At 63.2% G+C, this 26590-nt stretch carries 17 protein-coding genes; 2 read left to right on the forward strand and 15 right to left on the reverse strand.

Annotated features, from left to right (window positions below; translation table 11 throughout):
- Positions 1 to 450 precede the first annotated feature (450 nt).
- From RBB39_RS08850 to truA, 14 genes are all read right to left on the reverse strand, one after another.
- The gene (locus RBB39_RS08850; protein WP_306169032.1) at positions 451 to 1710 is read right to left on the reverse strand and encodes a D-amino acid dehydrogenase; all 1260 of its coding nucleotides are present in this window, start codon (positions 1708 to 1710) and stop codon (positions 451 to 453) included.
- Between the two features lie 218 nt (positions 1711 to 1928).
- Entirely contained in the window at positions 1929 to 3227 is a 1299-nt protein-coding gene (locus RBB39_RS08855; RefSeq protein WP_253028831.1) for an MATE family efflux transporter, read from the reverse strand.
- Between the two features lie 183 nt (positions 3228 to 3410).
- Entirely contained in the window at positions 3411 to 3992 is a 582-nt protein-coding gene (locus tag RBB39_RS08860; protein ID WP_108448841.1) for a YceI family protein, read from the reverse strand.
- Between the two features lie 142 nt (positions 3993 to 4134).
- The gene (locus RBB39_RS08865; RefSeq protein WP_253028816.1) at positions 4135 to 4719 is read right to left on the reverse strand and encodes a cytochrome b; all 585 of its coding nucleotides are present in this window, start codon (positions 4717 to 4719) and stop codon (positions 4135 to 4137) included.
- Between the two features lie 235 nt (positions 4720 to 4954).
- Positions 4955 to 6145 (reverse strand): O-succinylhomoserine sulfhydrylase, encoded by a 1191-nt coding sequence (locus RBB39_RS08870; protein WP_239452535.1) that lies wholly within the window; start codon positions 6143 to 6145, stop codon positions 4955 to 4957.
- A 110-nt stretch (positions 6146 to 6255) separates the two neighbouring features.
- A complete protein-coding gene (gene purF / locus RBB39_RS08875; RefSeq protein ID WP_045992459.1) occupies positions 6256 to 7773 on the reverse strand; it encodes an amidophosphoribosyltransferase in 1518 nt (505 codons plus the stop codon).
- Positions 7774 to 7842: 69 nt separating this feature from the next.
- A complete protein-coding gene (locus RBB39_RS08880) occupies positions 7843 to 8445 on the reverse strand; it encodes a CvpA family protein (protein WP_253028815.1) in 603 nt (200 codons plus the stop codon).
- Complete coding sequence (locus RBB39_RS08885; protein WP_045992458.1) at positions 8445 to 9122, reverse strand: SPOR domain-containing protein; 678 nt, start codon at positions 9120 to 9122, stop codon at positions 8445 to 8447. The genes RBB39_RS08880 and RBB39_RS08885 overlap by 1 nt, the downstream gene beginning before the upstream one ends.
- Complete coding sequence (locus RBB39_RS08890) at positions 9119 to 10492, reverse strand: folylpolyglutamate synthase/dihydrofolate synthase family protein (RefSeq protein ID WP_253028814.1); 1374 nt, start codon at positions 10490 to 10492, stop codon at positions 9119 to 9121. Before RBB39_RS08890 ends, RBB39_RS08885 begins: the two co-directional genes overlap by 4 nt.
- 3 nt (positions 10493 to 10495) lie before the next feature.
- Positions 10496 to 11563, reverse strand: a complete 1068-nt coding sequence (accD, locus tag RBB39_RS08895; RefSeq protein WP_253028813.1) for an acetyl-CoA carboxylase, carboxyltransferase subunit beta — start codon at positions 11561 to 11563, stop codon at positions 10496 to 10498.
- Between the two features lie 73 nt (positions 11564 to 11636).
- Positions 11637 to 12440, reverse strand: a complete 804-nt coding sequence (gene trpA, locus RBB39_RS08900) for a tryptophan synthase subunit alpha (protein ID WP_108133029.1) — start codon at positions 12438 to 12440, stop codon at positions 11637 to 11639.
- A 15-nt stretch (positions 12441 to 12455) separates the two neighbouring features.
- Positions 12456 to 13670, reverse strand: a complete 1215-nt coding sequence (gene trpB / locus RBB39_RS08905) for a tryptophan synthase subunit beta (RefSeq protein ID WP_181248630.1) — start codon at positions 13668 to 13670, stop codon at positions 12456 to 12458.
- An 81-nt stretch (positions 13671 to 13751) separates the two neighbouring features.
- Entirely contained in the window at positions 13752 to 14390 is a 639-nt protein-coding gene (locus tag RBB39_RS08910; RefSeq protein ID WP_045992453.1) for a phosphoribosylanthranilate isomerase, read from the reverse strand.
- The gene (truA, locus tag RBB39_RS08915) at positions 14390 to 15412 is read right to left on the reverse strand and encodes a tRNA pseudouridine(38-40) synthase TruA (RefSeq protein ID WP_083970367.1); all 1023 of its coding nucleotides are present in this window, start codon (positions 15410 to 15412) and stop codon (positions 14390 to 14392) included. The genes RBB39_RS08910 and truA overlap by 1 nt, the downstream gene beginning before the upstream one ends.
- A gap of 441 nt (positions 15413 to 15853) precedes the next feature.
- On the opposite strand from truA, the gene RBB39_RS08920 reads away from it, so the two are divergent.
- The gene (locus tag RBB39_RS08920; RefSeq protein ID WP_306169033.1) at positions 15854 to 23287 is read left to right on the forward strand and encodes an Ig-like domain-containing protein; all 7434 of its coding nucleotides are present in this window, start codon (positions 15854 to 15856) and stop codon (positions 23285 to 23287) included.
- Positions 23288 to 24172: 885 nt separating this feature from the next.
- The gene (locus RBB39_RS08925) at positions 24173 to 25723 is read left to right on the forward strand and encodes a hypothetical protein (RefSeq protein WP_045992646.1); all 1551 of its coding nucleotides are present in this window, start codon (positions 24173 to 24175) and stop codon (positions 25721 to 25723) included.
- Positions 25724 to 25780: 57 nt separating this feature from the next.
- On the opposite strand, the gene RBB39_RS08930 is transcribed toward RBB39_RS08925, so the two are convergent.
- Positions 25781 to 26422 (reverse strand): uracil-DNA glycosylase, encoded by a 642-nt coding sequence (locus RBB39_RS08930; protein WP_045992647.1) that lies wholly within the window; start codon positions 26420 to 26422, stop codon positions 25781 to 25783.
- Between the last annotated feature and the right edge of the window lie 168 nt (positions 26423 to 26590).

Consider the following 26590-nt stretch of genomic DNA (forward strand, 5'->3'; position numbering starts at 1 on the left):
AGGCAGGCTACCGCGGGAGAATGTCACATAGACACGCCCCTTCCATGGCGATTGCTGCCACTTCCTTCCCTGAAATCAGCACTACCCCACCAGGCTTGAATAAGGCGTCCAGGCTTCCACGCCCTGATGGATCTGGACTGTCTGTCATTGTGGCTAAATTTAGTTGTTGCCTTTCAGCATATACCGACATATCCGGGGATTCGAGCTTTGCCTCGACGTCGCTGAGTGCGCCCCACCCTTTTCCTGGTTTGGCCACGATTAGACGACGCGCCGTGGTCGAATACCACAAACGACGACACCCCGGCGGGCAAGGCCCGTCGGGGTGTCGTTTAGCGGCTGCGTGGGTGGCAGCACTACTGCACCACCCTGCTCTGGCTATCTATCGGTAGGCGCGTGTCTTGGCGTTATGCCTTGGCGCTGTGCCTTGTCTTGCCTCTACTGCCTCAGGCTTCAGGCGGCGTAGCGGGACACGGCCAGACCATCGGGGTTGATGGCGGGCGTGCGACCGTCGATCAGGTCGGACAGCAGCTGAGCACTGCCACAGCTCATGGTCCAGCCCAGGGTGCCGTGGCCGGTGTTGAGCCACAGGTTGTCGTACTTGGTGGCGCCGATGATCGGTGTGGAGTCCGGAGTCATCGGGCGCAGCCCGGTCCAGAATTCGGCCTTGGCCAGATCACCGCCTTCCGGGAACACATCGCGCACGACCATGGAAATGGTGGCACGACGCTTCTCGGCCAGGCTGAGGTCGTAGGATGCCAGCTCCGCAGTGCCGCCGACACGGATTCGGTCGTCGAAGCGCGAAATCGCCACCTTGAAGGTCTCGTCCATGACGGTGGACTGGGGCGCGCCGCCGTCGTCGACCACCGGCAGGGTCAGGCTGTAGCCCTTGACCGGGTAGATCGGCAGGCGGATGTCCAGGTCACGGGCGAGGAACGGCGAGTAGCTGCCCAGCGCCATCACGTAGGCGTCGGCCGTCAGGGTGCCGGCACTGGTGTGCACCGCCTCTACCTTGCCGGAGACCCGCGTCAGCCGCTCGATGGTGGTATTGAACATGAACTCGACGCCGAGCTTCTCGCGGCAGTAGTCGGCCAGGCGATTGGTGAACAGGTGGCAGTCACCGGTCTGATCGTCGGGCAGATGCAGGCCACCGACAAACTTGCCAGGCACACGGGCAAGCGCCGGCTCCACCTGGGCGATGCGGCTTGCGTCCAGCAGTTCATGACGCACGCCGCACTGCTCGAGGACCTTCATGTCCTTGCCCACCGCTTCGACCTGCTTGCCGGTGCGGAACAGCTGCAGCAGGCCACGCTGGCGATCTTCGTAGCGCAGCCCGGTCTCGTCACGCAGCGCATTGATGCAGGCACGGCTGTGCTCGGCGACGCGGACCATGCGCTCCTTGTTGAGGGCGTAGCTGTCGGGATTGCAGTTGCTGAGCATCTGCATCATAAAGCGACCCATGTTCGAGTCCATCTTGGGCTGGATCTTGAGCGGTGCATGCTCCTGGAACATCCACTTGACCGCCTTCTGGGGGATGCCCGGGGCAGCCCAGGGGGAAGAGAAGCCGAAGGATACCTGGCCGGCGTTGCCGTAGCTGGTCTCCATCGCCACGGAGGGCTGACGATCGACCACCTTTACCTCGTGTCCCTGACGGGCCAGATAATAGGCGGTGGTAACCCCTACGACACCCGCTCCCAGTACCAGTACCTTCATGTCGCCACTCCTCTGTTCTCGTTGTCGATGGCCCGTCCCGATCCCGGGCGTTGAGCATGAGATAGGCCGTGGCCAATGGCCACGGCCTGCAATGAGAGGAGTATAGGGTCGAGTCCGAAGTGTTTTATTCTTTTTTACCCACCTTACGCGAACGGTGATATCGAAGTTATTACAAGTCACAGGCTTTACTTTCTTTCAAGCTTCTTAAAACAGTTGATTCAACTACCCTGAATTTCACCCCTGCCGCTACGCTTGGGGCGCGACAGGGTCCGCCGCAGCAACAGGTAGGCGCCAAGCCCCGCCAGCAGGTTGCCAACCCCCGCTCCAAGCCCAAGGCCGGTAACACCGCCGATCAGCATTACACCGAGCCACAGGCACGGCAGGTAGAACACGAACAACCGCGCGGCAGACAGCAACATGGCGCGCATCGGCCAGCCGAGGGCATTGCCGGCCGACACCACCAGCATGCACACCCCGAGCGCGGCATAGCTCGGCAACATGAAGCGCATCAGCACCATCAGCGATTCGCTGACCTCCGGCGTGCCGGCCAGGGCACGGGCGACCCAGGGCGAAGCCAGCGCCAGCGACACACCCAGCATCAACTGCCACACCACCACCACCTTGAGGGCAAGGCGCATCAGGCGGTGCACCTGGGCCCAGTCGCCGGCGCCGTAGCAGCGGCCGAGCCAGGGTGGCAGCGACATGGTCAGCGCCAGCACCACCATCAGCGACACCGTCTCCAGACGGCTGGCAAGTCCCCAGGCCGCCACGGCGGATTCGCCCAGGCGTGACACCGTGGAAATCGCCAGCATCGCCGCCAGTGGCGGCATCAACTGGCTGACCATGGCGGGACAGGCGACCCCCGCAAAGGACCGCCCCGATAGCCGCCATTCCTCCCGGAGGCCTTCGAACGCGAGCCAGTGGCGCCCCTTCAACTGCCAGCCGAGCAAGGCAAGGCCGCTGCCAAAGGCAAGCACCGTGGCCCAGGCGGCCCCGGGCAGGCCCAGCCCATCCCAGTTGCCGAGTCCAAAGATCAGAATCGGATCGAGACACAGGTTCACCAGGCTGGTCAGCACCATCATGCTGCCGGGAAAGCTGGTGTTGCCGTGTGCACGAAACAGGCTGTAGCCGAAGTACACCACCGCCCCCAGCCAGGCGGCGACCAGCTGGGGTGCCCAGTAGGCGCGAATCAACTCCCGCGCGTGAGCGTCGGCCCCAAGGGCCCCGAAGATGGGACTCTGCAGGGCCCATAACACCAGCGCCAGCAGGCCGATGGCGACTGTCCCCATCATCAGCGACAGACTGCCCAGACGTTGGGCGCGGTCGTCTTCGCCTCCGCCCAACGCCCGGGAAATCAAGGCGGCAATGGCGATCCCCATGCCCACCTGGACACCGATGATCAGAAACGACAGCGGAAAGGTGTAGGACTGGGCCGCCAGGGGAGCGGTGCCCAGGCGCGCGACGAAGGCAGAGTCGACCAGCTGAAAGCCGAGCAGCGACAGCACTCCGATCGCCATCGGCCAGGTCTTTTGCCACAGGGTGCGCCCCAGGGAGGTAGAGTCGGAACTTAGGTGCACGGTGTCTCCGGATGGTAGATAGGCCGCTTATGGTAAGCCATAACGAACCCTCGCTCAGCCTCCTTCAACGGCAAAAGCCCCGGGCACCTGTCCCGGGGCTTTCGTCATGTTGACCAGGGCGTGTTACTGACGAATGCCTTCGAAGGTCACGTACAGCTCAAGGTTGTGCATCGGCTCGGGGAACTTGCTCATGTCGATGTCGTAGTCGGACAGCGCCAGCTCGGTGGAACCTTCGAAGCCTGCGCGATAGCCGCCCCAGGGGTCGTCACCCTCGCCCAGCAGGGTCACCGGCATCTCGATGCTGTTGGTCACACCGTGCAGGGTCAGGTCACCGCTCAGCACACCTTCACCATCGCCGGTAGATTCAAAGCCGGTGGAGGTAAAGGTGGCGGTCGGGTACTCACCGGCGTCGAGGAAGTCACCGCTCAGGATGTGCTTGTCGCGCTCGGCGTGGTTGGTATTCAAACTGGTGACATCGACCTCAACCTCGGCGGACGCCGCCTCGACGTTTTCCGGATCGTAGCTGAAGGTACCGTCGAAGGACTCGAAGCTACCCAGAATATAGGAATAGCCGAGGTGGCTGATCTTGAACTGGATAAAGGCGTGCTGGCCTTCAGAATCGATGGCGTAGTCGGCGGCCTGGGCCTGGGCCAGCGGCAGCAGCGAAGCGGCGGTCAGGGCGGCGATGGCGGTCTTCTTGAACATGTTACTCTCCTTGATGGTTACGCGGTAATTGCGTCAGCACTCTTTCTCTATACCGACCTTGGGTCATGTATCGGCCCCGGGGCGGTCGATTCTTGACGTCCGGACAACACCTGCCGGCGGTCGCAGGGTAACGTTGGCGTCTTCAGGCCTGCTCCCCGGAGGTCTTTTCTGGCTTGGCCCGACGCGCCAGGCGCGGGTCGACCATGCGAACCAGGGTGTCCTGACGGTCCAGGTAGTGATGCTTGAAGGCCGCCAGGGCGTGGCCCGCCGACAGGATGATCAACGCCAGCGCACTGTACCAGTGAACCACGCCGGCGCGGGAGGCCTGCTCCGGCAGGTCACTGATCAGCGCGGGCACGGTAAACAGGTCAAGCACGGCGATGCCCTTGCCGTCGGCGGTGGAGATGAGATACCCGCTGATCAGCACCGTGGTCATCAGCAGATACAGCGCCAGATGGCCGAGCGCCGCTCCGCGACGCTCAAGCGCTGAACCGTGGGCCTCGGGGGATGGCTGCACCAGCCGCCAGAGAATGCGGCCAGCCACCACGAACAGCAGTAGCATGCCGACGCCACGATGCCACCAGGGTGCCAGGTTGTACCAGTTGCTGTAGTAGTCGAGACCGGTCATCCACCAGCCCAGGGCGAACAGACCGAGAATCGCCAGCGCACTTGTCCAGTGCAGCAGGATGGCGAACAGGCCCCACCCCTGGCGTGAATTTCGCCACATGCCAACGTCCTTTGATTAATCGATGAAATCGAGCTTAACGCATCTTTAGACGGCAAACCGTGGAAAAATTTCGAACGATAGATACGATAAAACCGCGATATGGCGCGCCTGGCTGCTGCCCTTCCCCCGTAACGCAACGACCGCCGACGAGCGGACTCGTGCGGCGGTCATGGTAAAGCAGCGCTTCAACACATCACTATGGGGAGGCTCCAGCATGGCAGCCTCGGGCGAACCTCTAGACCAGGGCGTCGAGCCCCCTGGCCAGGTCAGCCTTGATATCGTCGAGATTCTCGAGCCCCACGGCGATGCGCAGCAGATTCTCGGAAATGCCGGCGGTTGCCTTCTGTTCGTCCGACAGGCGCCCGTGGGTGGTGGTCGCCGGGTGGGTAATGGTGGTCTTGGCATCCCCCAGATTGCCGGTGATCGACAGCATGCGGGTGGCATCGACCACTGACCAGGCCTGCTCGCGCCCGCCCTTGACCTCGACCCCGACCACGGCGCCGAAGCCCTGCTGCTGGCGGCTCGCCACCTGGTGCTGGGGATGACTCTCGAGTCCGCTATAGTGAACCTTCTCTACCGCCGGGTGAGCGTCAAGCCAGCGCGCCAGTTCCAGCGCCGAGGCGGCGTGAGCCTTCATCCGCAGGTTCAGCGTCTCCAGTCCCTTGGTGAAGATCCAGGCATTGAAGGGACTGAGGCATGGGCCGCAGGTCCGCACCACTCCGAAGACTTCCTCGAGCTCCTTGTCACGCCCGACCACGGCCCCGCCGATGGCGCGCCCTTGGCCATCCAGGTACTTGGTGGCCGAATGGATCACCAGATCGGCGCCCAGTGACAGCGGCCGCTGCAGCGCCGGCGTCAAGAAGCAGTTGTCGATGGCGAGCAAGGCATCGTGGCGATGGGCCAGTTCGGCCAACGCTTCGATATCGACGACCTCGGACAGCGGGTTGGAAGGCGTCTCGGCGAATAGCAGCCGAGTCGCCGGGGTCATCGCCGCTTCCCAGGCGTCCAGATCGGAAAGCTCCACATAGCGTGTGGTGATACCGAACTTGCCGAGATACTTGTCGAACAGGCTGACGGTGGAGCCGAACAACGAGCGCGAGGCGACGATCTCGTCACCGGCCTGAAGCAGTGCCAGCGCGGTGGACAGGATGGCGGCCATGCCGGAACTGGTGGCTACACAGCGCTCGCCCCCTTCCATCGCCGCCAGGCGACGCTCGAAGGTACGTACCGTGGGGTTGGTGAAGCGCGAGTAGACGTTGCCCGGCTCATCACCGGAAAACTTGCGCGCCGCTTCGGCTGCGCTGCCGTAGACAAAGCTCGAGGTCGGAAAGATCGGCTCGGAGTGTTCCTGCTCCTGGGTGCGATCGTGCCCCGCCCGGATGGCCAGGGTCTCGAGGTTCCATTCGTCCTGCGTCGGGTCCAGCATATCCGTCTCCATCACTCGCCAGGGTGCCGTCGACTCGGACGGGTAGAGAGAGAGCGCCTTCGGGCACTCCCCCTGCCGACCGACGACGCCCTGCGGTTAGCTGTTGGGTATCAGTCGATATCGTCCTGATTGTGCATGCCGACCAGGGCGTGATCGCCAGCGCTCTGATCCTGCTTGGCGCCATCGTTGCGCGAAGCCTCGAGATCGGACAGGTAGGCCTCGTCGATGTCGCCAGTGATGTACTTGCCATCAAACACCGAACAGTCGAACTCGGCCAGCGCCGGATTGACCTCACGACAGGCCGCCTTCAGGTCCTCAAGGTCCTGGTAGACGATACGATCGGCGCCGATCAGCTCACCCACCTCGGCCTCGCTGCGGCCGTGAGCGATCAGCTCGCTGGCGGCGGGCATGTCGATGCCGTAGACGTTGGGATAACGCACGGGCGGCGCGGCAGAGGCAAAGTATACCTTGTTGGCGCCGGCGTCGCGGGCCATCTGGATGATCTGCTTGCAGGTGGTGCCGCGCACGATGGAGTCGTCCACCAGAAGCACGTTCTTGCCCTTGAACTCGATATCGATGGCGTTGAGCTTCTGGCGCACGGACTTCTTGCGCTGGGTCTGCCCGGGCATGATGAAGGTCCGCCCGATGTAGCGGTTCTTCATGAAGCCTTCGCGATAGGTGACCCCCAGGTGCTGGGCCATCTCGAGTGCCGAGGTGCGCGAGGTATCGGGAATCGGGATGACCACATCGATGTCGTGATCCGGCCATTCGCTCTTGATGCGATCGGCGAGCTTGCGGCCCATCTGCAGGCGGGTGCCGTAGACGTAGGCACCGTCCAGCAGCGAATCGGGGCGTGCCAGGTAGACGTGCTCGAAGATGCAGGGGGCAAGCAGCGGACGATCGGCGCAGGACTGAGTGTGGTAGTTGCCATCCATGTCGACGAAGATGGCCTCGCCCGGCGCCAGGTCACGCACCAACTCGAAACCACCGACGTCCAGCGCCACCGACTCGGAGGCGATCATCACTTCCTGCCCCTCGCCCTGATCGCGGGTGCCGAAGACCACCGGACGGATGCCCTGGGGATCACGGAAGGCGACCAGGCCAACACCGTTGATCACCGCCACCGCAGCGTAGCCGCCGCGGCAACGACGGTGCACCCGACGCACGGCGTCGAAGATGTCGCCCGGCAGCAGATGGGGCCCCTGCTTGCCCAGCTCATGGGCGAAGACGTTGAGCAGCACCTCGGAGTCCGAGCTTGTGTTGATGTGACGGAGATCCGAGGAGAACAGTTCCTTCTTGAGCTGCTCGGAGTTGGTCAGGTTGCCGTTGTGCGCCAGCGCCAGACCGTACGGAGAGTTCACGTAGAACGGCTGCGACTCGGCCTCGCTGGACGAGCCGGCGGTGGGATAGCGCACGTGGCCGATGCCCAGGTTGCCCTTCAGGCGCGCCATGTGGCGTGTGTGGAAGACGTCACGTACCAGACCGTTGCTCTTGCGCAGCAGGAAACGGCCCTCGTTCCAGGTCATCATGCCCGCCGCGTCCTGACCCCGGTGCTGTAGCACCGTCAGGGCGTCGTAGATTGCCTGGTTAACCGCCTGCTTGGCCATCAGGCCGACGATACCGCACATTCAACTTACCTCATTTACCGTGAAACGCCGCCCGGGGGCCAGCGCAAGAGTCGTCTGTCACTGGCGAAGTCAGAGCGTGCTTGTGGCACCTTGCTTCGCATCGTCGATGGCAGATCCCTCTGCCTCGCCACCGGTAGGCGGCGATGGTTCTGCCTGGGGCAGCTCGCGCAGGGACTCGGGAAAGTCCGGCAGGCTGCCCTCGAAATCACTCAGTTGGCCAAGGCCCCAGTCGCGCAATTTCTCGAAGTGGGGGCGCACGCTGGCATCCTGCCAGGCCGTCAATTGATCCAGCGGGGTAAAGCCGATCAGCAGCGTGACCAGGGTCAGCACCGCTGCCGCCTTCACCCCACCGAACAAGGCGCCGGTCAGGCGGTTGAGAAAGCCTGCGCCGGCCCACTCCACCGCCGCCTGGATCATCCGTATCAGGATGCCGCCGAGCAGGATCGTGATCACGATGATCAGGATAAAGGCCACGATAAGCCGGCCATCCGGACTGTCGATCCAGTTGCCCAGCACCTCGGCCACCGGCTCGGCGAACATGCGTGCCGCCAAAAGCGCCACGATCCAGCTGGCCAGGCCCAGCGCCTCACGCACCAGGCCACGGACGAACCCCGCCGCCACGGCCAGCGCCAGCACGGCGACGAAGACCCAGTCCACCCATGTCACCAGCATCAGCTATCCACCTTGACCAGAAGCCCCTGCAGATTTTCCCGGGACTTGAGCTCGCTCATCACGCCCTCGGCGTCCTCGGACGCGCCGAAGGGGCCCACGTAGACCGTGGTCAGCGAATTGTTGCGCTCACGCGAGTAGGCGGGGTAACCCTGGTCACGCAGCTTCTGCATCAGGCGCTGGGCGTTGCCGGCCTCGCCGAAGCTGCCCACCTGCACCGCCCACTCACCGCCTTCCACCGCGGTGGGGCCGCTCGTCGTGCGCTGCTCGGCCTGGCGCGCCAGGGCGGCGATGGGATCTTCCCGGGGCTGGCTGGCCTCGGGTGCCGGTTCGGGCTCGGCCTGGCGCTCGGAGGACGCCTGTTCGGCCACCTGCTGCGCCGGTTCAGGATCCACCTGCTGTGGCTGGCTGGACTCGGAGGGTTCGCTCTGGCCCTGGTCGGCCTGCGAAGCATTGCCCTCGCCGGGGGCAACCGGTGCCTGAATCTGCCCAAGCCCTTCCGGCGGGGTGGGCTCAGGCACGTCGCGGCGCTCCACATCCACCGGCGGGTCGATGGTCAGCACCGGGTCCGGCCGCTGCTCGGGGGATTCGGGCTCATCAAACAACATCGGCACGAAGATGACGCCCAGCGCCACCACGATAATGATCCCGCTGATCCGCTCACGCATTCCGTATTTCATGTCGCTCCCTCGATGACGCCACCGCCACTGGACTGGCGGCTCCATCTCGCCAGTATGGCAGCCACGGTGAAGAAGGATCCCGTCACCAGTACACGATCTGCCGGCTCGACGCACGATTCGAGCCAGTCGACGCCGTCATCGACGCTATCGGCGTGGTGAAGGATTGTGCCACCTTGATGTTCGATGCGTGCCGCCAGGTCGGCTGCGCTACGTCCGCGATCGCCCTCGAGCGTCACCGGCAGCCAGGCGTCCACCACCGGTGACAGCGCGGCGATGACCCCCTCGGCGTCCTTGTCCTCGAGCATGCCGATCAGACACAGGGTTCGCCCCTGGACCTCCCTTTGCACTTCACGCCGTTCGGCCAGTCGCCCGGCCAGGTAGTTGGCGGCGTGAGGGTTGTGGCCCACGTCAAGGCACCAGTTACCGCGCCACTGCATCCGCCCGGGAAGACGCACCTCGGCCAGTGCCTGGCGACAGGCGTCTGGATCGAGTTCACCAAGGGCCAGCCACAGTGCCTGCAGCGCAGAAGCGGCGTTGTCCAGCGGCAGGCCGGGATCGCTTAGTCGTTCCAGGCCGACCGGCTGGCCTTGTGCGTCGCTGCCGCGCCACGACCAGCCGCCCTGTTCGCCATCAGGTCCTGCACAAGGTGCTGCTTGAGGGCCTGCATGGCGGCCCGAATGGGCGAAGGCCTCGCCGAGCGCAAAGATCGGCGCACCCAGCGAACGGGCATGGTCGGCAACGCTCGAAGGCAGGTCACGACTGCCCAGCACCGCCGGACGCCCGGTACGCATGATCCCGGCCTTCTCGCGGCCGATGATCGCTATATCGTTGCCCAGGAAGGCGGCGTGGTCCTGAGCCACGGTGGTCACCACGGCCACATCCGGATCCACCACATTGACCGCATCCAGGCGACCACCGAGGCCAACCTCCAGCACCGCCAGCTCGGGCTGGCGCCTGGCGATGGTCCACAGCGCGGCCAGGGTGCCGACCTCGAAGTAGGTGAGACTGACCGGGGATGGCGCGAGCCTGGCCTGCTCCACCGCGACGAAGCCTTCGATCAGCACCTCGTCGCTGGCCTCGCTGGCGTCCAGCCGAAGGCGCTCGTTGTAACGCACCAGATGGGGCGAGGTGTAGGCCGCCGTGGACAACCCATGGGCCCGTCCCAGCGCCTCGAGCATGGCCACCGTGGACCCCTTGCCGTTGGTGCCGGCGACGGTGATCACCCGGCGTGCAATCGGCCGCTCGGTCAGACCGAGACGCAGTGCCACACAGGCGACCCGCTCGAGGCCCAGATCGATGCCGACGGGGTGGGCGGCCTCGAGTCGGGCGAGCCAGCTATCCAGCGTGGTGGGCAGACCGTCGTTGTCCATGGGCTAGCGCGGTGTGTCCTGGGTGCGTTCGCCGTCCTTCGGCTCCTCGCCTTGGACAGCATCGGCTTCGTCGCTGTGCGTCTGCTGCTCGGCCGTCTCCGGCGCGTGCTCGGCCTGGGCGCCTTCACTGTCTGCCATGGCCACCGCCAGGTCACGCTCGGCGGCTTCGGCGGCGTCCACCAGGTCGGGCTCACTGTCGTCGGCGATACCTACCGCAGGTTGATGGGTCAGCTTGCGCAGCACCCCACCCAGCCGCGAACGCATCTCGTGGCGATGGACGATCATGTCGACGGTGCCGTGTTCGAGCAGGAACTCGCTGCGCTGGAAGCCTTCAGGCAGCTTCTCGCGCACCGTCTGTTCGATGACCCGAGGACCGGCAAAGCCGATCAGGGCGTTGGGCTCGGCCACGTTGAGATCGCCGAGCATGGCCAGTGACGCCGACACGCCACCGAACACCGGATCGGTCAACACCGAGATATAGGGCACGCCGGCCTGCTTGAGGCGCTCAAGCGCGGCGGAGGTCTTGGCCATCTGCATCAGCGAGAACAGCGCTTCCTGCATGCGCGCACCGCCGGATGCCGAGAAGCACACCAGCGGCTGGCCCTCTTCGAGAGCGATAGTGGCGGCACGCACGAACTTCTCGCCGACCACGGCCCCCATGGAGCCACCCATGAAGGTGAACTCGAAGGCCACCGCGACCACCGGCAGGCCATCCAGCGAACCGCGCATGGCGATCAGGGCGTCGTTCTCGCCGGTGTCCTTCTGGGCCGCGGCCAGGCGGTCCTTGTACTTCTTGGAGTCACGGAACTTGAGACGATCCACCGGCTCGAGGTCGGCGGCGATCTCTTCGCGACCTTCCTTGTCGAGGAACCAGTCAAGGCGCTTGCGCGCGGTCAGGCGCAGATGGTGATCACACTTGGGACACACGTTGTGGTGCTTTTCGAGTTCGGGCAGGTAAAGCACCGACTCGCACTTGGGGCACTTACGCCAGAGACCGTCCGGAACGCTCGCCCGGCGGTCCTTGCGCTGAATGCGGCCCACCGAGGGCACAATCTTGTCTAGCCAGCTCATGTCAGAAGTCTTCCGTTGCTACGGTCGCCGGCGGTGGCCGACGACAGGGTCGAATCTCTTCCCCGATCGCCTCTCAGGCGTCCAGGGCCTGGCGTATCTCTGTCATCACCGCCTTCAATTCGGCGATGGCCTCGCGGGGAGCGTCACAGTGCTCGGCGATGCGTGAGACCAGGGCACTGCCGACGATGACGCCATCGGCAACCTTTGCCACTTCCGCGGCGGAGGCGCCGTCGCGGATACCGAAACCGACACACAGGGGCAGGTCGGTCAGTTCGCGCAGCGGCGCCAGATGGGCCGCCACATCGTCGGCGTTGAGGCTCGCCGAGCCGGTCACTCCCTTGAGCGACACATAGTAGAGATAGCCATGCGCGTGGGCGCATATTGTAGCGGCACGCTCTGGGGAAGTGGTAGGGGCGACAAGAAAGATTGGCGCCAAATCCTCGGCTTCCAGCAAGGGCCCCAGTTCATCGGCCTCTTCCGGCGGCATGTCCACCACCAGCACGCCATCGACGCCGGCCGCCCTCGCCTCCCGGGCGAAGCGCTCGATACCCAGGCGCTCGATGGGATTGAGATAGCCCATCAGCACTACTGGGGTGTCGTCGTCCTGACGCCGAAATTCGGCCACCATGGCCAACAGGTCGGTCAGGCGGGTGCCGTGCTTCAAGGCACGCTCACAGGCCTTCTGGATGACCGGGCCATCGGCCATGGGGTCGCTGAAGGGGACCCCGAGCTCGATGATGTCGGCGCCGGACTCTACCAGCGCGTGCATGTAGTCGACGGTCACCTCAGGGGTGGGATCTCCCCCGGTGATGTAGGGAACCAGCGCCTTGCGACCCTGATCGGCGAGAGAACGAAAGCGTTTATCGATACGAGACATGAAATTCTCTAGCTCCTACAGGTCGATTCCGTCGATCTTGGCAACGGTGAGGATGTCCTTGTCGCCACGCCCGGACAGGTTGACCACGATGTTCTGGTCCGGCGACAGGGTCGGCGCCAGCACCTTGGCGTGGGCCAGGGCGTGGGCCGATTCCAGCGCCGGCATGATGCCCTCGACGTGGGTCAGCTCACGGAAGGCCTCGAGCACGGCGTCGTCGTTGGCGGCCACATAGTTGACCCGGCCGACGTCCTTCCACAGCGCGTGTTCGGGTCCGACACCGGGGTAGTCGAGGCCCGCCGAGATCGAGTGGGTATCGCTGACCTGGCCGCCCTCGTCGGACATCAGGTAGGTGCGGTTGCCGTGAAGCACGCCGCGGGGCGCGCCGGAGGCCAGGGGCGCGGCGTGACGGCCGGTCTCGACCCCGTCGCCGCCGGCTTCGACGCCATACATCTCGACGCCGTCGTCCTCGACGAAGGGATAGAACAGCCCCATGGCGTTGGAGCCACCGCCGACGCAGGCGATCAGCGCGTCAGGCAGCTTGCCGAACTGCTCGAGCGACTGGCGCCGCGCTTCACGGCCGACCACCGCGTTGAAGTCACGCACCAGTTGCGGGTAGGGATGCGGCCCCGCCACGGTGCCGATGATGTAGAAGGTATCGTCGACGTTGGTGACCCAGTCGCGCAGCGCCTCGTTCATGGCATCCTTGAGCGTGCGGGTGCCGGAAGTCACCGGAATGACGTTGGCCCCCAGCAGGCGCATGCGATAGACGTTGAGCTTCTGACGCTCGGTATCGGCCTCGCCCATATAGACGTCACAGCGCAGGCCCAGCCGCGCCGCCACGGTGGCAGTCGCCACGCCATGCTGGCCGGCGCCGGTTTCGGCGATCACCCGGGGCTTGCCACTCTTCTTGGCCAGCAGCGCCTGGCCGATGGTGTTGTTCACCTTATGGGCGCCGGTGTGATTGAGATCCTCGCGCTTCAGCCAGATCTGGGCACCGCCAAGCTGCGCAGACCAACGCCGGGCGTGATAGAGCGGCGACGGCCGACCGACGTAGTGCGCCAGGTCATGGTCAAATTCGGCCTGAAAGTCGGGATCGTCCTTGAGGCTTTCGTAGGTGCGGCTCAGATCGTCCAGCGCAAAGCTCAAGGTTTCCGAGACAAAGCGACCTCCGTAGGCCCCATAGTGCCCCCGAGCGTCAGGCCATTGGGTCAGTTCACTGAACTTGCTCACGTCGGACTCCTTGCGGATAAACTGGCTGAATAAAAAGTCGGTGATGGTCGCTCGCTACCGGGCGTGGGGCCTGCTGCCGCGTCAGCGGCGGGCGTCGCCCTGCCCCACGGCGCGCATAAAGGCCTGCATGCGCTCTGGATCCTTGGCGCCCGGCGCGCTTTCGATGCCCCCGGAGACGTCGAGGGCGAAGGGCCTCACCCGGTCAATCGCCTCGGCGGCGTTGTCCGCCGACAGGCCACCGGCGAGGATAACAGGTTTTGCCAGCGACGACGGGATGCGCGACCAGTCGAAAGTGTCACCGGTGCCGCCGGGCACGCCTGGGCGATAGGCGTCCAGCAGCAGTGCCTGGGCGCCGGCGTAGGTGCGTTCGGCCTCGTGCAGATCGAGGCCGTCGCGCATTCTCAGCGCCTTTATATAAGGGCGCGCAAAGCGCTCGCAGGCCTCGGCGCTCTCGCTACCGTGAAACTGCAGCAGGTCGAGACACGGCAGTGCCCTTTCGATGGTCTCGTCGTCGGCATCGACGAACAGCCCCACCCGGGTGACGAAGGCCGGCACCCGCGCCGCGAGTTCGGCCAGCCGCCCCAGGCTGACCGCCCTCTTGCTGCCGGGCCACAGCACAAAGCCCAAGGCATCGGCGCCCAACGCCGCGGCGGCGTCGATATCCTCTTCGCGGGTAAAACCGCAGAATTTGACGCGGGTACGGTGCGCGGCAGCGATCATCAGGACTCCTTGTCCGCGGCGTGCGCCGCCGAAGCGCCGGCAGGTCCTTCAGCGAAACCGTCGCCGAGCCCGTCGGCAAGCCCGTCGACGAGCTCTTCGGCACGTACCGCCCTGCGCGTCTCGGCGATCGGACGTCCGCGGCGAAACTCCACCATGGGGCAGTCCGGTAGCGGGCGCTCACCCGTCCACTCCCCCAGGAAGGCCAGCAGATTCGGCCCCAGTGGCTCGGCGGGCAGTTGCCACTCGGGGTCGTACAGGGTGTCGACGAAGTGCAACCCGCAGCCTGGCGCCGTCACATCGCTCTGCTTGCGATCCTTGAGTGCCATCAGTCGCGCGATGTAGTCGGTGCCCTGCTCGCCCCGCCCCACCGTCACCAGCGCGCCGACGATGTTGCGCACCATATGGTGCAGGAAGGCGTTGGCCTGAAGGTCCACCACCACCAGCGGGCCGTGGCGGTGTACCTCGATGAAGTGCAGGTGGCGCCAGGGCGTCTTCGACTGACAGCCGGCGGCACGAAAACTCGAGAAATCGTGCTCGCCGACCAGCGCCTGGGCGGCCTCGTGCATGGCGTCGGCATCCAGCGGGTCGCGGCACCAGGTGGCGTTGGCACGCTCCAGCACCGGGCGACTCGGCTGGTTGAGGATGACGTAGCGATAGCGCCGGCCCAACGCCTTGAAGCGGGCGTGGAATTCGTCGGGCACCTCGCGAATCCAGCGGATCGCCACATCCCGGGGGAGGTTGGCGTTGCCGCCGAACACCCAGGCCTTCTCTGAACGCTCCACCGGCGGGTCGAAGTGGGCGATCTGGCGGGTCGCGTGCACGCCTGAGTCGGTGCGTCCGCTGCAATGCAACGTGATCGGCACACCCGCCACCTTGGCCAGCGCCTTCTCCACCGCCCCCTGCACCGACGGGGCCTGCTTGAGCCGCTGCCAACCGCAATAGTGGGTACCGTCGTACTCGACGCTGAGCGCCAGACGACCCTTGAGGGGGGTACGTTCATCGAGATGGTGAAAGAAGGACATACGACCTGCTGAATACAAGATAATCAATAGAGGCAACCAGATCCGCGCTCCACAGCCGAATCTGCACCGCTGGCGCTAGTCGGCCATTATCGCCTATCCGCGTCGCGGCAGCCAGCCGTGCGCACAACTGGCGTTTTTCGCGTACAAACCAGGACCGGCTCATTACCGTTTTTACCCCCCAGCCATGGCAGCGAACCCCGCATCACGACATCGTCTCAAATACCGCCCGATATCCAATGTAAGGAAAAACCCTTTTAGGCAAAAAAAAGACGAAAAGGTCTTTAAAAACCATCCCATATTTCGGGCATTCAGCCCCCCTCTGCCACCCTCTACTCTGAATCCCTTGCACCCGCCCATGAGTACAATGTCGCGATCTTTTTTCCTTGCATACGTTTAACAAGCCCCGCCTTCCCCAACGGCATCCATGCAAGGAATTATCCAATGAACTTCAACACCGATTCATCATTGAATCAGTCCACTGCCGCCACACTGCTGGCGCAGGACAGCACCACCCAGGTCACCGCCCTGGCGCTGCTGGATGAAGATGGCTTGCCCAATGGTATTCCTGGCGGCCCACAGGATGCGGCTGGCCAGGACACCGTGGCAACCGGCACCCTTGGCTATAATTTCGGTGCCAACGGCCCAGCCGCGACCCATCCCTTTCGCTGGGAAACCACCGGCCTTCCTTCACTGACATCTGGCGGCGAGTCCCTTTCCTATCAGGTTTCCACAAGCGGCCGGACCTTGTCCGCCTCTACCAGCGATGGCACCACCCTACTTCAGGTCAGGCTGACCGATCTTGCCTCAGGCAGCTACAGCATCTCGCTGCTCGGCCCGATCGATCATCCCGACGCAACCATCGAGAACAACCTGATCTTTTCGGTCTACTACACCATCACCGATGGTGACGGTGATAGCGCCACTGCACGCCTGGGCGTGGATATCGACGATGACTCGCCGACCACCACCGTTATCGCACCCTCGAGCCTGGAAGCCGGCGATACCGTCACCGGTACCTGGTCACAGCAAGGCGGGGCCGACGGCGTCGCCGATACCGTCGTCAACCTCCAGGCCGACGACAACGAGTATCCGCTCGGCACCCCGATCGATACCGGCAAGGGCATCTTGGTCGTCAACCCCAACGGCACCTGGAGTTTCAGCGCCGACAACGATGCCAGTGGCGCACTCGATTTCAACATCACCACCAAGGACGGCGACGGTGACAGCTTCAGCTCCAGTGCCCACATCGTCATCTCCGGCGGCAATGGGATAGGCCCCACCACCCCCGAGACGGATGGCAACTCTGCCACCGTGTCGCCCAAGGCAGTGGTCGATGAAGATGGCCTTCCCGGCGGCATCGCCGGTGGCATCAATGACTACCCGGGCGAACGCACCATCGCCACCGGCCGGCTACGCTACAACTTCGGCGATGACGGCCCTGGCGGCTTCACCTGGAGCACCGCCGGCCTGCCGGTACTGACCTCCCAGGGAAGCCTGGTCAGCTGGGCACTCAGCGCAGACGGACGCTCTCTTCTTGGCACCAGCGCCAGCGGCCAGCAGGTCCTCTCGATTGAACTGAGCGATCTTGCCGCCGGCACCTACCGGGTCGACCTGTTCAAGCCGCTGGATCACCCCCGAGCCGATGTCGAGAGCGACATCAACTTCAGCGTCGGCTACACCATCACCGACGCCGACGGCGACAGTGCGCAGGGCATCCTCCGCGTTACCGTGGATGACGACATGCCAGTGCCGGGCGACGATACCGCCACAGGCGACAACAGCGGGCCCATCACGGTTGACGTACTGGACAACGACAACTTTGGCGCCGATGGCCCCGGCGAGCTCACCAGTGTTACCGTCCAGGGCGGCCCGGATGTTGGCACCGCCACCATCAACCCCGACGGCACCCTGACCTTTGTTCCCAACCCTGGCTTTACCGGAAACGCCACGATTGACTACACCGCTACCGATGGCGATGGCAGCACCGTTACCGGCAATCTCAGTGTCGGAGTCGCGGACGGCGGCGGCACAGGCACAGGCCCCACCACGCCGGAAACCGATGGCAATCCCGACACCACGCCCCCCAAGGCGGTACTCGACGAAGACGGCCTACCTGGCGGCATCGCCGGTGGCATCAATGACGTGGCTGGCGAACGGCTCGCGGCGATCGGCTCGCTGGGCTACGACTTTGGCAGCGACGGCCGCGGCAGCTTTACCTGGAATACCGCCGGCCTCCCCGTCCTGACCTCCGGCGGCAGCCCGGTCACCTGGTCGCTGAGCGGCAATGGTCGTTCGCTGGTCGGCTTCAACAACGCGGGTGAACGTGTCATTTCCGTCCAGCTCACCGACGTTGCCAACGGCATCTACAAGGTGGTGCTGGCCAAGCCGCTGGATCATTCCAACCCCAGCGTCGAGAGCGACATCAACTTCAGCGTCGGCTACACCATCACCGACGGCGTCGGTGACAGCGCCTCGGGCACTATCGGCATTACCGTCGATGACGACACGCCAGTGGCCAACGCCGACGTCGCCACCACCGACAACGACGGCTCCGTCACCGTCGATGTGCTCGGCAACGACCAGTTCGGCGCCGATGGCCCCGGCGGCATCACCAACGCCACCGTCCAGGGCGGCGCGGGTGTCGGTACCGTCACCGTCAACCCCGACGGCACCCTGACGTTCGTCCCCCACCCGAACTTTGTCGGCAATGCCAACATCAACTATACCGCCACCGACGGTGACGGCAGCGCTGTCAACGGCAGCCTCAGCGTCCAGGTGAATGATGGCGGCACTGGCCCCACCACGCCGGAGACCGACGGAGATCCGAATACGGCGCCTCCCAAGGCGGTACTCGACGAAGACGGCCTGCCTGGCGGCATCGCCGGTGGCATCAATGACGTGGCCGGCGAACGGATCGCGGCGGTCGGCTCACTGGGCTACGACTTTGGCAGCGATGGCCCCGGCAGCTTTAGCTGGAACACCGCCGGCCTCCCCGTCCTGACCTCCGGCGGCAGTCCGGTCATCTGGTCGCTGAGCGGCAATGGTCGTTCGCTGGTCGGCTTTGACAACACAGGTAACCGTGTCATCTCCGTCCAGCTCACCGACGTTGCCAACGGCATCTACAAGGTGGTGCTGGCCAAGCCGCTGGATCATTCCAACCCCAGCGTCGAGAGCGACATCAACTTCAGCGTCGGCTACACCATCACCGACAGTGCAGGTGACAGCGCCTCCGGCAGTATCGATATCACGGTCGATGACGACATGCCGGTGACCAACGCCGACGTCGCTACCACCGACAACGACGGTTCCGTCACCGTCGATGTGCTCGGCAACGACCAGTTCGGCGCCGATGGCCCCGGCGGCATCACCAACGCCACCGTCCAGGGCGGCGCGGGCGTCGGTACCGTCGCGGTGAACCCCGACGGCACCCTGACCTTCACGCCCAACCCCGGCTTCGTCGGCAACGCCACCATCGACTATACCGCCACCGACGGTGACGGCAGCACGGTCGGCGGCAGCCTCAATGTCGCAGTCGCCGACGGCGGCACTGGCCCCACCACGCCGGAAACCGATGGCAATCCCAACACCACGCCCCCCAAGGCGGTACTCGACGAAGACGGCCTGCCTGGCGGCATCGCCGGTGGCATCAATGACGTGGCCGGCGAACGGACTGCGGCCACCGGCTCACTGGGCTACGATTTTGGCAGCGACGGCCCTGGCAGCTTTAGCTGGAACACCACAGGCCTCCCCGTCCTGACCTCCGGCGGCAGCCCGGTCACCTGGTCGCTGAGCGGCAATGGTCGTTCGCTGGTCGGCTTTGACAACACGGGTAACCGTGTCATCTCCGTCCAGCTCACCGACGTTGCCAACGGCAACTACAAGGTGGTGCTGGCCAAGCCGCTGGATCATTCCCACCCCGGTGTCGAGAGCGACATCAACTTCAGCGTCGGCTACACCATCACCGACAGCGTCGGTGACAGCGCCTCCGGCAGTATCGATATCACGGTCGATGACGACACGCCGGTGGCCAGCGCTGACAGCGCCACCACCGACAACGATGGCACCGTCACCGTCGATGTGCTCGGTAACGACCAGTTCGGCGCCGATGGTCAAGGCGCGCTAACCGGTGCCACCGTTCAGGGTGGCGCGACCGTCGGTACCGTCGCAGTCAACCCGGACGGCAGCCTGACCTTCACGCCCAATCCCGGCTTCGTCGGCAACGCTACCATCGACTATACCGCCACCGACGGCGACGGCAGCACGGTCGGCGGTAGCCTCGATGTCGCAGTCGCCGATGGCGGCACTGGTCCCACCACCCCCGATAGCGATGGTGACCCAACCACCACCAACCCCACTGCTGTCGTTGACGAAGATGGCCTGCCTGGCGGCATCGCCGGTGGCGTCGGTGACGTGGCAGGAGAGAACACCGTCGCCAGTGGCACCTTAGGATACAGCTTTGGCACCGATGGTCCTGCAGCCAACGGTGCCTTCACCTGGCGCCTTGCCGGCCTGCCATCCGATCTCGAGACCGCGGATGGTCGTGCGGTAACGTTCACGCTTGGCAACGCTGGCAGCACCATTGTCGGTTTGGCCAGCGATGGTAGTGGCGGCACCGAGCAGGTAATCACCATCACCCTGACCGACCAGGCCTCGGGCACCTATCAGGTGACACTGCACCAGCCGCTCGAGCACTCCCCGGGCAATGGCGAGAACGATCTCGGTTTCTTCGCTGGTTACACCATTACCGATGCCGATGGCAGCCAGGCAAATGGCTTCCTTTCGGTGGTGGTCGATGACGATACGCCCCATGCATCCGATGCCCAGGATGGGCTGCTGGCCTCAGGCACAGTCAACTTTGGCGATATTGCGGGAGCCGATGGCATCAAGTCCGTGCAATTTGGTGCCGGACTGAACGGGGCGGAGGTCAAGAGTGCCAGTGGCGGGATGCTGCTCACGTCTAATGGCGAGAGCCTGACCTACCAATTGAGCGGTGATGGCAAGACGCTGCAGGCCAAGACCGCTGGAGGTGACGTGGCGTTCGAGGTGAGTTTGGCGGCGGATGGTTCTACCTACGAGGTAGAGGTCCTCGATGATGAAATCCGAGCATTTGACGGTACCAGCACGCAAATCAGTGACGGCAGCAAACACATTGTGTTTGAGTTCGGAGACAATGGTTCCGGATCCGGGCATCGCTTCGTCGGCTTTGAGGGAACCGAGGGAGCAGCCGATGTTGTGGCATCCGCCTGGACTTACAATGGGCCTCATGCGTCCTGGCTGCGAACTGACGGGGATACACAGCTGGCTGCGGGCCACGATGACCTGACGGGCTTCAACGAGTCGGTTCGACTCGATTTCGTTGACAACCTCCGTTTTACCAACACCGAAGCAAGCTGGGATAACCATCGCGGAATTACCTATATCCGCCAGTTTATCAATACAGAAGCAACTTTTGCCGATATCGAGATCAGGGCCATTTCTTCAGCTTCTGATGGCACCGACACGAGCGGACATCCGGTTGCCGTCAGCGGTCAGGTGCTGGACCTTTCAAGGAGCGATGTTCGCTTCCTGGATAGTGCCGGCAATGACATCACCTCGTCGGTGACGATTGAGGAAAATGCCGATGGCACCCTCAACGTGAGAAGCATTCCCGTCGGTGCTCAGCTGGTGCTTACGACCAGCGAGGCTTTTGAAGCGATCGAGTATCGCGGTTTGGATGGCACCCGGCCATTTTCTGTAGGGGACTTTGTCTACGCCGAAGCGGAGAATGCACCGACACTGGCATTGCCACTGGCCGTAACGGATAACGACGGCGATACAGCCGACGGTACTCTGGCGCTGGCTTTGCCGGATGGTGACCAGCTACTCGTCGGCGGCAGCGGCGATGACAGCACCACCGGTGGCAATGGTGACGACGTCATTCTCGGTGATGCCGGCGGCACCCATACCGTGCTCGAACCTGCGCAGAACCACAATGTGTCCTTTATTCTGGACGTGTCACCAAGCATGGGGCAGTTTCTGGAAAACGGACAATCACGCTTCAAGGTGGCCATCGAAGCGCTACGAGCCCAGCTTACCGAACTGGCTTCTTTCGAAGGATCGATCAATGCCCAGATCGTGACGTTCGCTGGTAAGGTGGCTAACTCGATCGAGTTCAATGATCTGTCAGTAGCGGATCTGGACGACATCAATGCCTACCTGGATAGCAGAGGGGTTATTTCTGGAACCAACTATGAGCAAGCCTTTGTTGTCGCCAACGATTGGATGACGTCTGTCAGTCAGGAGGGCTTCAACAACGTTGCCTACTTCATGTCCGATGGAGACCCCGTATCTCATAACGCGAACGGAAACATTGGCGTCACTGATACAGGGGAAGGAAACGTCACCACCCTAGGTGATATTGTCAACTCTCTCGAAGGATACGATCCGCTGGCCGCTATCAGTCGGGTAGAGGCGATCGGGGTAGGCGACGACGCCAACCTTGAGGTATTGAAGGTTCTTGACAACACCTCAAGTGGTGGGTTGAAGATGGTGCCCACTCCCCTGGATGCCGGTACATCGGTAGGCGATGCGGAATTTCTTGCCACCTTTAATACGGGAGACACGGGAAGACTCGCATCCATCGATAGTTGGGCGCTGCAGACGGCTGATGGTGGAGTGACCATCGACAGTAGCTCGATCGGCACCTATCTACGCATTCGGGACAATGGCACGGGTGATGGCAGCACGATCGTCACCAGTGACGCTTTCGTCGTGAATGAACCTGCCGGTGTCAACCAGTTCTATAGCGTGTCATTTAACTTCGTGACCGACACCGCAAACGACCTGGAACAGGAAGGAAATATAAACGACAACTTCTCCTGGGAGCTGCAGACGCAAAATGATGAGGGAGGCTGGGATGCCGTTGCCACGGGGTTAAGATTTCGCTCGGGCAATATCAACAATAGTACTACTCAGATTGTGGCCAACGGGCTGGAAGGAGGAACCTATAGGCTACAGTTCGAGGTGGAGAACGCTAGAGGGGAGTTCTTCACGTTGTACGTTCAGGATATCTCGCTCGATCTTCAAAGCTACACAGACGACCAGCTTGTGCCAGCCGGTGAGGTGTCCATGATTGGCACCCCCGAGGAGTTTGCAACGGCGCTGGACGGTGGCTCGTCCTTCGATCAGCCGGCGGATCTCGGCGATGACGTTCTGGCCGGCGGTGCCGGCGACGACGTAATTTTTGGCGACGAGATCAACCCAGCGGGTGTCGGAGGAGAGAGCGGAAGTGGCTTTGCCGGACTGGTCGACTACCTGACCACGCAGAATGGCACCGAGCCCACCAGGGATGAGACGGCCGTCTTTATCCGGGACAATGTCGATGCCTTGGCCAGCGGATCGCGCAGCGATGGTGGTGACGATCAGCTATCCGGTGGGGCGGGCGACGACATTCTGATCGGCGGCGGCGGAAACGATCTACTACTCGGTGGTAGTGATAGCGATCTGCTGATCGGTGGTGGCGATAACGATCAGTTGACCGGTGGTTCCGGAGCCGATGTCTTTGCCTGGGGGCTGGATGATGCCGGTAGCTCGGCCACGCCGGCACGGGATACCGTGACCGACTTCACCGTCGGCGAGTTTGGCGTCGATGCCGATGCCGATCGGCTCGATCTTGCCGACCTTCTCCAGGGTGCCGACGAGAACAACCTCGCAGACTACCTGCAGGCCAACCAGGACGGAGACGACACCGTGCTGTCCATCAGCAGCGAGGGTAACCTCGCCGCCGGAGGCGGCAACGCTGACCAGGTGGTCGTTCTGATCGGCGTTCAGATGGGAGCAGATGGGGACACCTTCCTGCAGAACCTGCTCGACGATGGCCAGTTGAAGGTCGACTAGGCGCTGTCCGAAAAGTCGACGAGCGAAGGTTAGACAAGGCAAAAATCGGTGAGAAAGCGCAGTTTACGGGGTGTAAATGAGCATTTTGATCCGATTTTTAACGCCGTATTACCGAGCGCAGGCACTTTTCAGACAAGCCCTAGGGCAACGGAGGGAAAACGGGATGGGCGGCCCGCCGCCCACCCATTGACAACAACCTGATGACAAGCATTAGAAAGAACTGAAAATAGCGTCGACAAGTATGACCAGACCCACAATGGCTGGCCATCTCGTTCAGCCGGCGCTCAAAGCCTGAGTCCTGTTGTGTACAGGGTTCAGGCTTTTCGTTTCCGCATGAGGCGTTCGTGGTTGTCGCCATGGGTACACTGGAGGCAAGCCTGCTGCGACGGTTCCATCGTGGCGAACGGATTCAGGTGAATAACCTCGGTCTTCAGGATTCAGACGTAGCTCTCCAATTCGCACCCCCAGAGCAGAAGCAACCTCCGCTTCTTCGACACGGCCGCAATCGATTTCTCCTCGGGTCTGGGCATGACCGCGTTGAATGTAGCCAGCAGCCTCCTCCTTTCGATCTTCAAGACAAGGCGCGATGTACGAGATCGATGCTTTTTCCTCTAGTACATTGTCACACCCGTCACTATCGATCCCTCTTATGACAATGACATAAAAACCTCTCATTCTTGACATTTTTGCTTCTGACGTCTGCCTATACCACTGATTGTATTACTACCAAAGCATCCCTCCCCTAACCAATAGCCACCCCTTCCCATTAGGATAGATGCAGACGACTGGGTGCGGGGATTCTTACTTCAGCATACTCTTCCTATTCGCCAGAGCGTCGGATTCCCTGCAAACACCCTTCATCACTTACCGGCAAGGATTTTTACCATGAAGTCTGGCTTGGATAGTTTCGTTGCCGCGACCATCCTGTCGCCCCCGTTAGAGGAAGGCGACGATATCAGCACGGTCGCCAGTGTGGATGAGGATGGGCTTCCCGGCGGCAATCTCGAAGGCCCGAGCGACCTTGGCGGGTCTGCGACGGTGGTCACCGGCACCATCCCCTACAGCTTTGGCAGCCTGGGAGCGGCAGATTTCGCGCCCTTCTCGTGGTCGTCCAGCGGCCTGCCGAGCCTGTCGTCCCAGGGCGAAGCGCTACACTATGTTGTTTCACCCAGCGGCAAGACCCTGGCAGCCAGGACCCTGGACGGCCAGACCGTCTTGCACCTGACCGTTACCGATATCGATACCGGGGCCTATCGCCTTGCCCTGCGCGCACCACTGGATCATCCCATCACAGGTAACGAGGATGACCTGGCCTTTTCGGTCAAGTACACCATTCGCGATAGCCAGAACAATCAGGCATCTGCCAGGGTAGGCATCGTGGTTGACGATGACTCCCCGACAAATACCATCGATTCACCCGTCGCCGTGGACGCTGGCGACAACGTGACCGGCTTCTGGCGCCAGCGCGGCGGCGCCGATGGCGTCGATTCCACCAAGGTGACCCTGGCCGGTAGCACCACCGAGTTCGACCTGGATCAACGCATCTTTACTCCACAGGGAAGCCTGACGGTCAACTCGGACGGCAGTTTCACCCTGAACGCCAGCCCCAACATCACCTCAGACACAGAGCTGGTCTTTCAGATTGTCACCACCGATGGTGATGGCGATAGCGTGGCAAGCGAGGGTCGCATCAGCGTCAATGCAGCACTACTGTCTGACGATCGCCCAACGACGCCCTTGAGTGATGGTGACCTTGCAACCTCATCGCCACTTGCCTTGCTCGATGAGGATGGCCTGCCGGGGGGCGAGCCCGGTGGAATCGGCGACATACCCGGCGAAGCAACCGTCGCCATGGGCAACCTCGGCTACGACTTTGGAGACGACGGCGCCGGCGACGTTGTCTGGGAAACCCACAACCTTCCTGATATCCGGTCCGGTGGCACAAGGATCGACTGGCAGCCAGGCGCTGAGGGCAAGCAGCTGACCGGACTCGACGCCGATGGCAGGACAGCACTTCACGTCGAGCTGCTGGACGTGGAGGACGGTACCTACCGCGTCACCCTGGCTCGCCCGCTGGACCATGGTGGGGTCAATATCGAGGACAATCTGGATCTAAGCTTTGGCTACCGGATCACCGACAGCGACGGCGACAGTGCCCTGGGTGAGCTGCTCGTGCGCATCAACGACGACTCGCCGGTGAAGGGACGATCAAACCAGGACACTCCCGCAGCCGAGCCACTCGATATCGCCGAGCTTCTCGATGACGGCGAGAGCGCTGGCAAACTCACTGACCCCGCCATCACTCCCATCTTGGCCGATGATCCGAGTCCCTCGCCGATAACGGCGCAGACCTCTCTCGATAGCGAAATGGCGCCAACGATCAAAGACGATCTGCGCACTCTGCTGGAGGATACGACGATCCCTGCCGATATCTAAGGCGTGCACCAGAAGTGCCTTGGCTCATCGACCTTTCGAATTGTGCCTGACACACAGTCAGACCGTGCCCTGCAAGCAGGTCAATCGAGCGGTCCGCTTCGGGAGCGCTTTCTGGCGAGCAGGGTCGGCAGTATCCAGCCGGCTCATCAGCAGCCTGAGGCCTCGCTCGAATTCGGCCTTGCCGCCGTAGGAAGGGTGACGCAGGGCGACGACCTCGCGCTCGGGAAAGGCAGCCTGAGCGGCCAGGGTGCCCTTTCGCCCTACCCCAGCCACCATCGTCGGCGTCGAGTGGGCAGCGACCAGCTGATCCAGCCGCCTGAGCCAGTCGATGCCTTCGCGCAACTCTGCTGCGCGTGGCGCGCGGTTGCTGCGCGGTCGCGCTATTTGATGGGGGTGGAAGGGAAAGGCGTTCCACACCAGCGGCGTCAGCCCAAGACGTGCGAAGCACTCCCAGGCGATGGTGGCGGTGGCTTCGCTGCCGCCCTCCGGTACCAGGGCGAGGTGCGGTCTCAGCGTCTCGATAAAGGGATGCTTACAAGAACGCAGTAGTGCCGGGCTCGACAACGGGATTCCGGTCTCGCCACCGCCCTTGAAACCCAGTGCTTCGGCCACCAGCAGCAACCTGGGCCGTCCAGCCGCGGTCGTTTCCCTGGCGTGTTCCTGGATCAGCTCGAGATAGGCCGTCAGGTTGTCGGCCAATGGTTTATCGCGCCAGGGATTGGCAACGTCTGGCCCATCTGGCCGCCTGCGCAATCGCCTGACGAATGAACGAACGGTGGTCCTGCCCAAGCGCCCTGCTCCGCTGCTGATCGATCATGTAAATGACGCGATGGGCCCGCACATCAAGGCCCTGAACGACGTCGGGGC

Source organism: Halomonas sp. MMSF_3323, from assembly GCF_030733595.1.
Taxonomy (GTDB): Bacteria; Pseudomonadota; Gammaproteobacteria; order Pseudomonadales; family Halomonadaceae; genus Halomonas; species Halomonas litopenaei.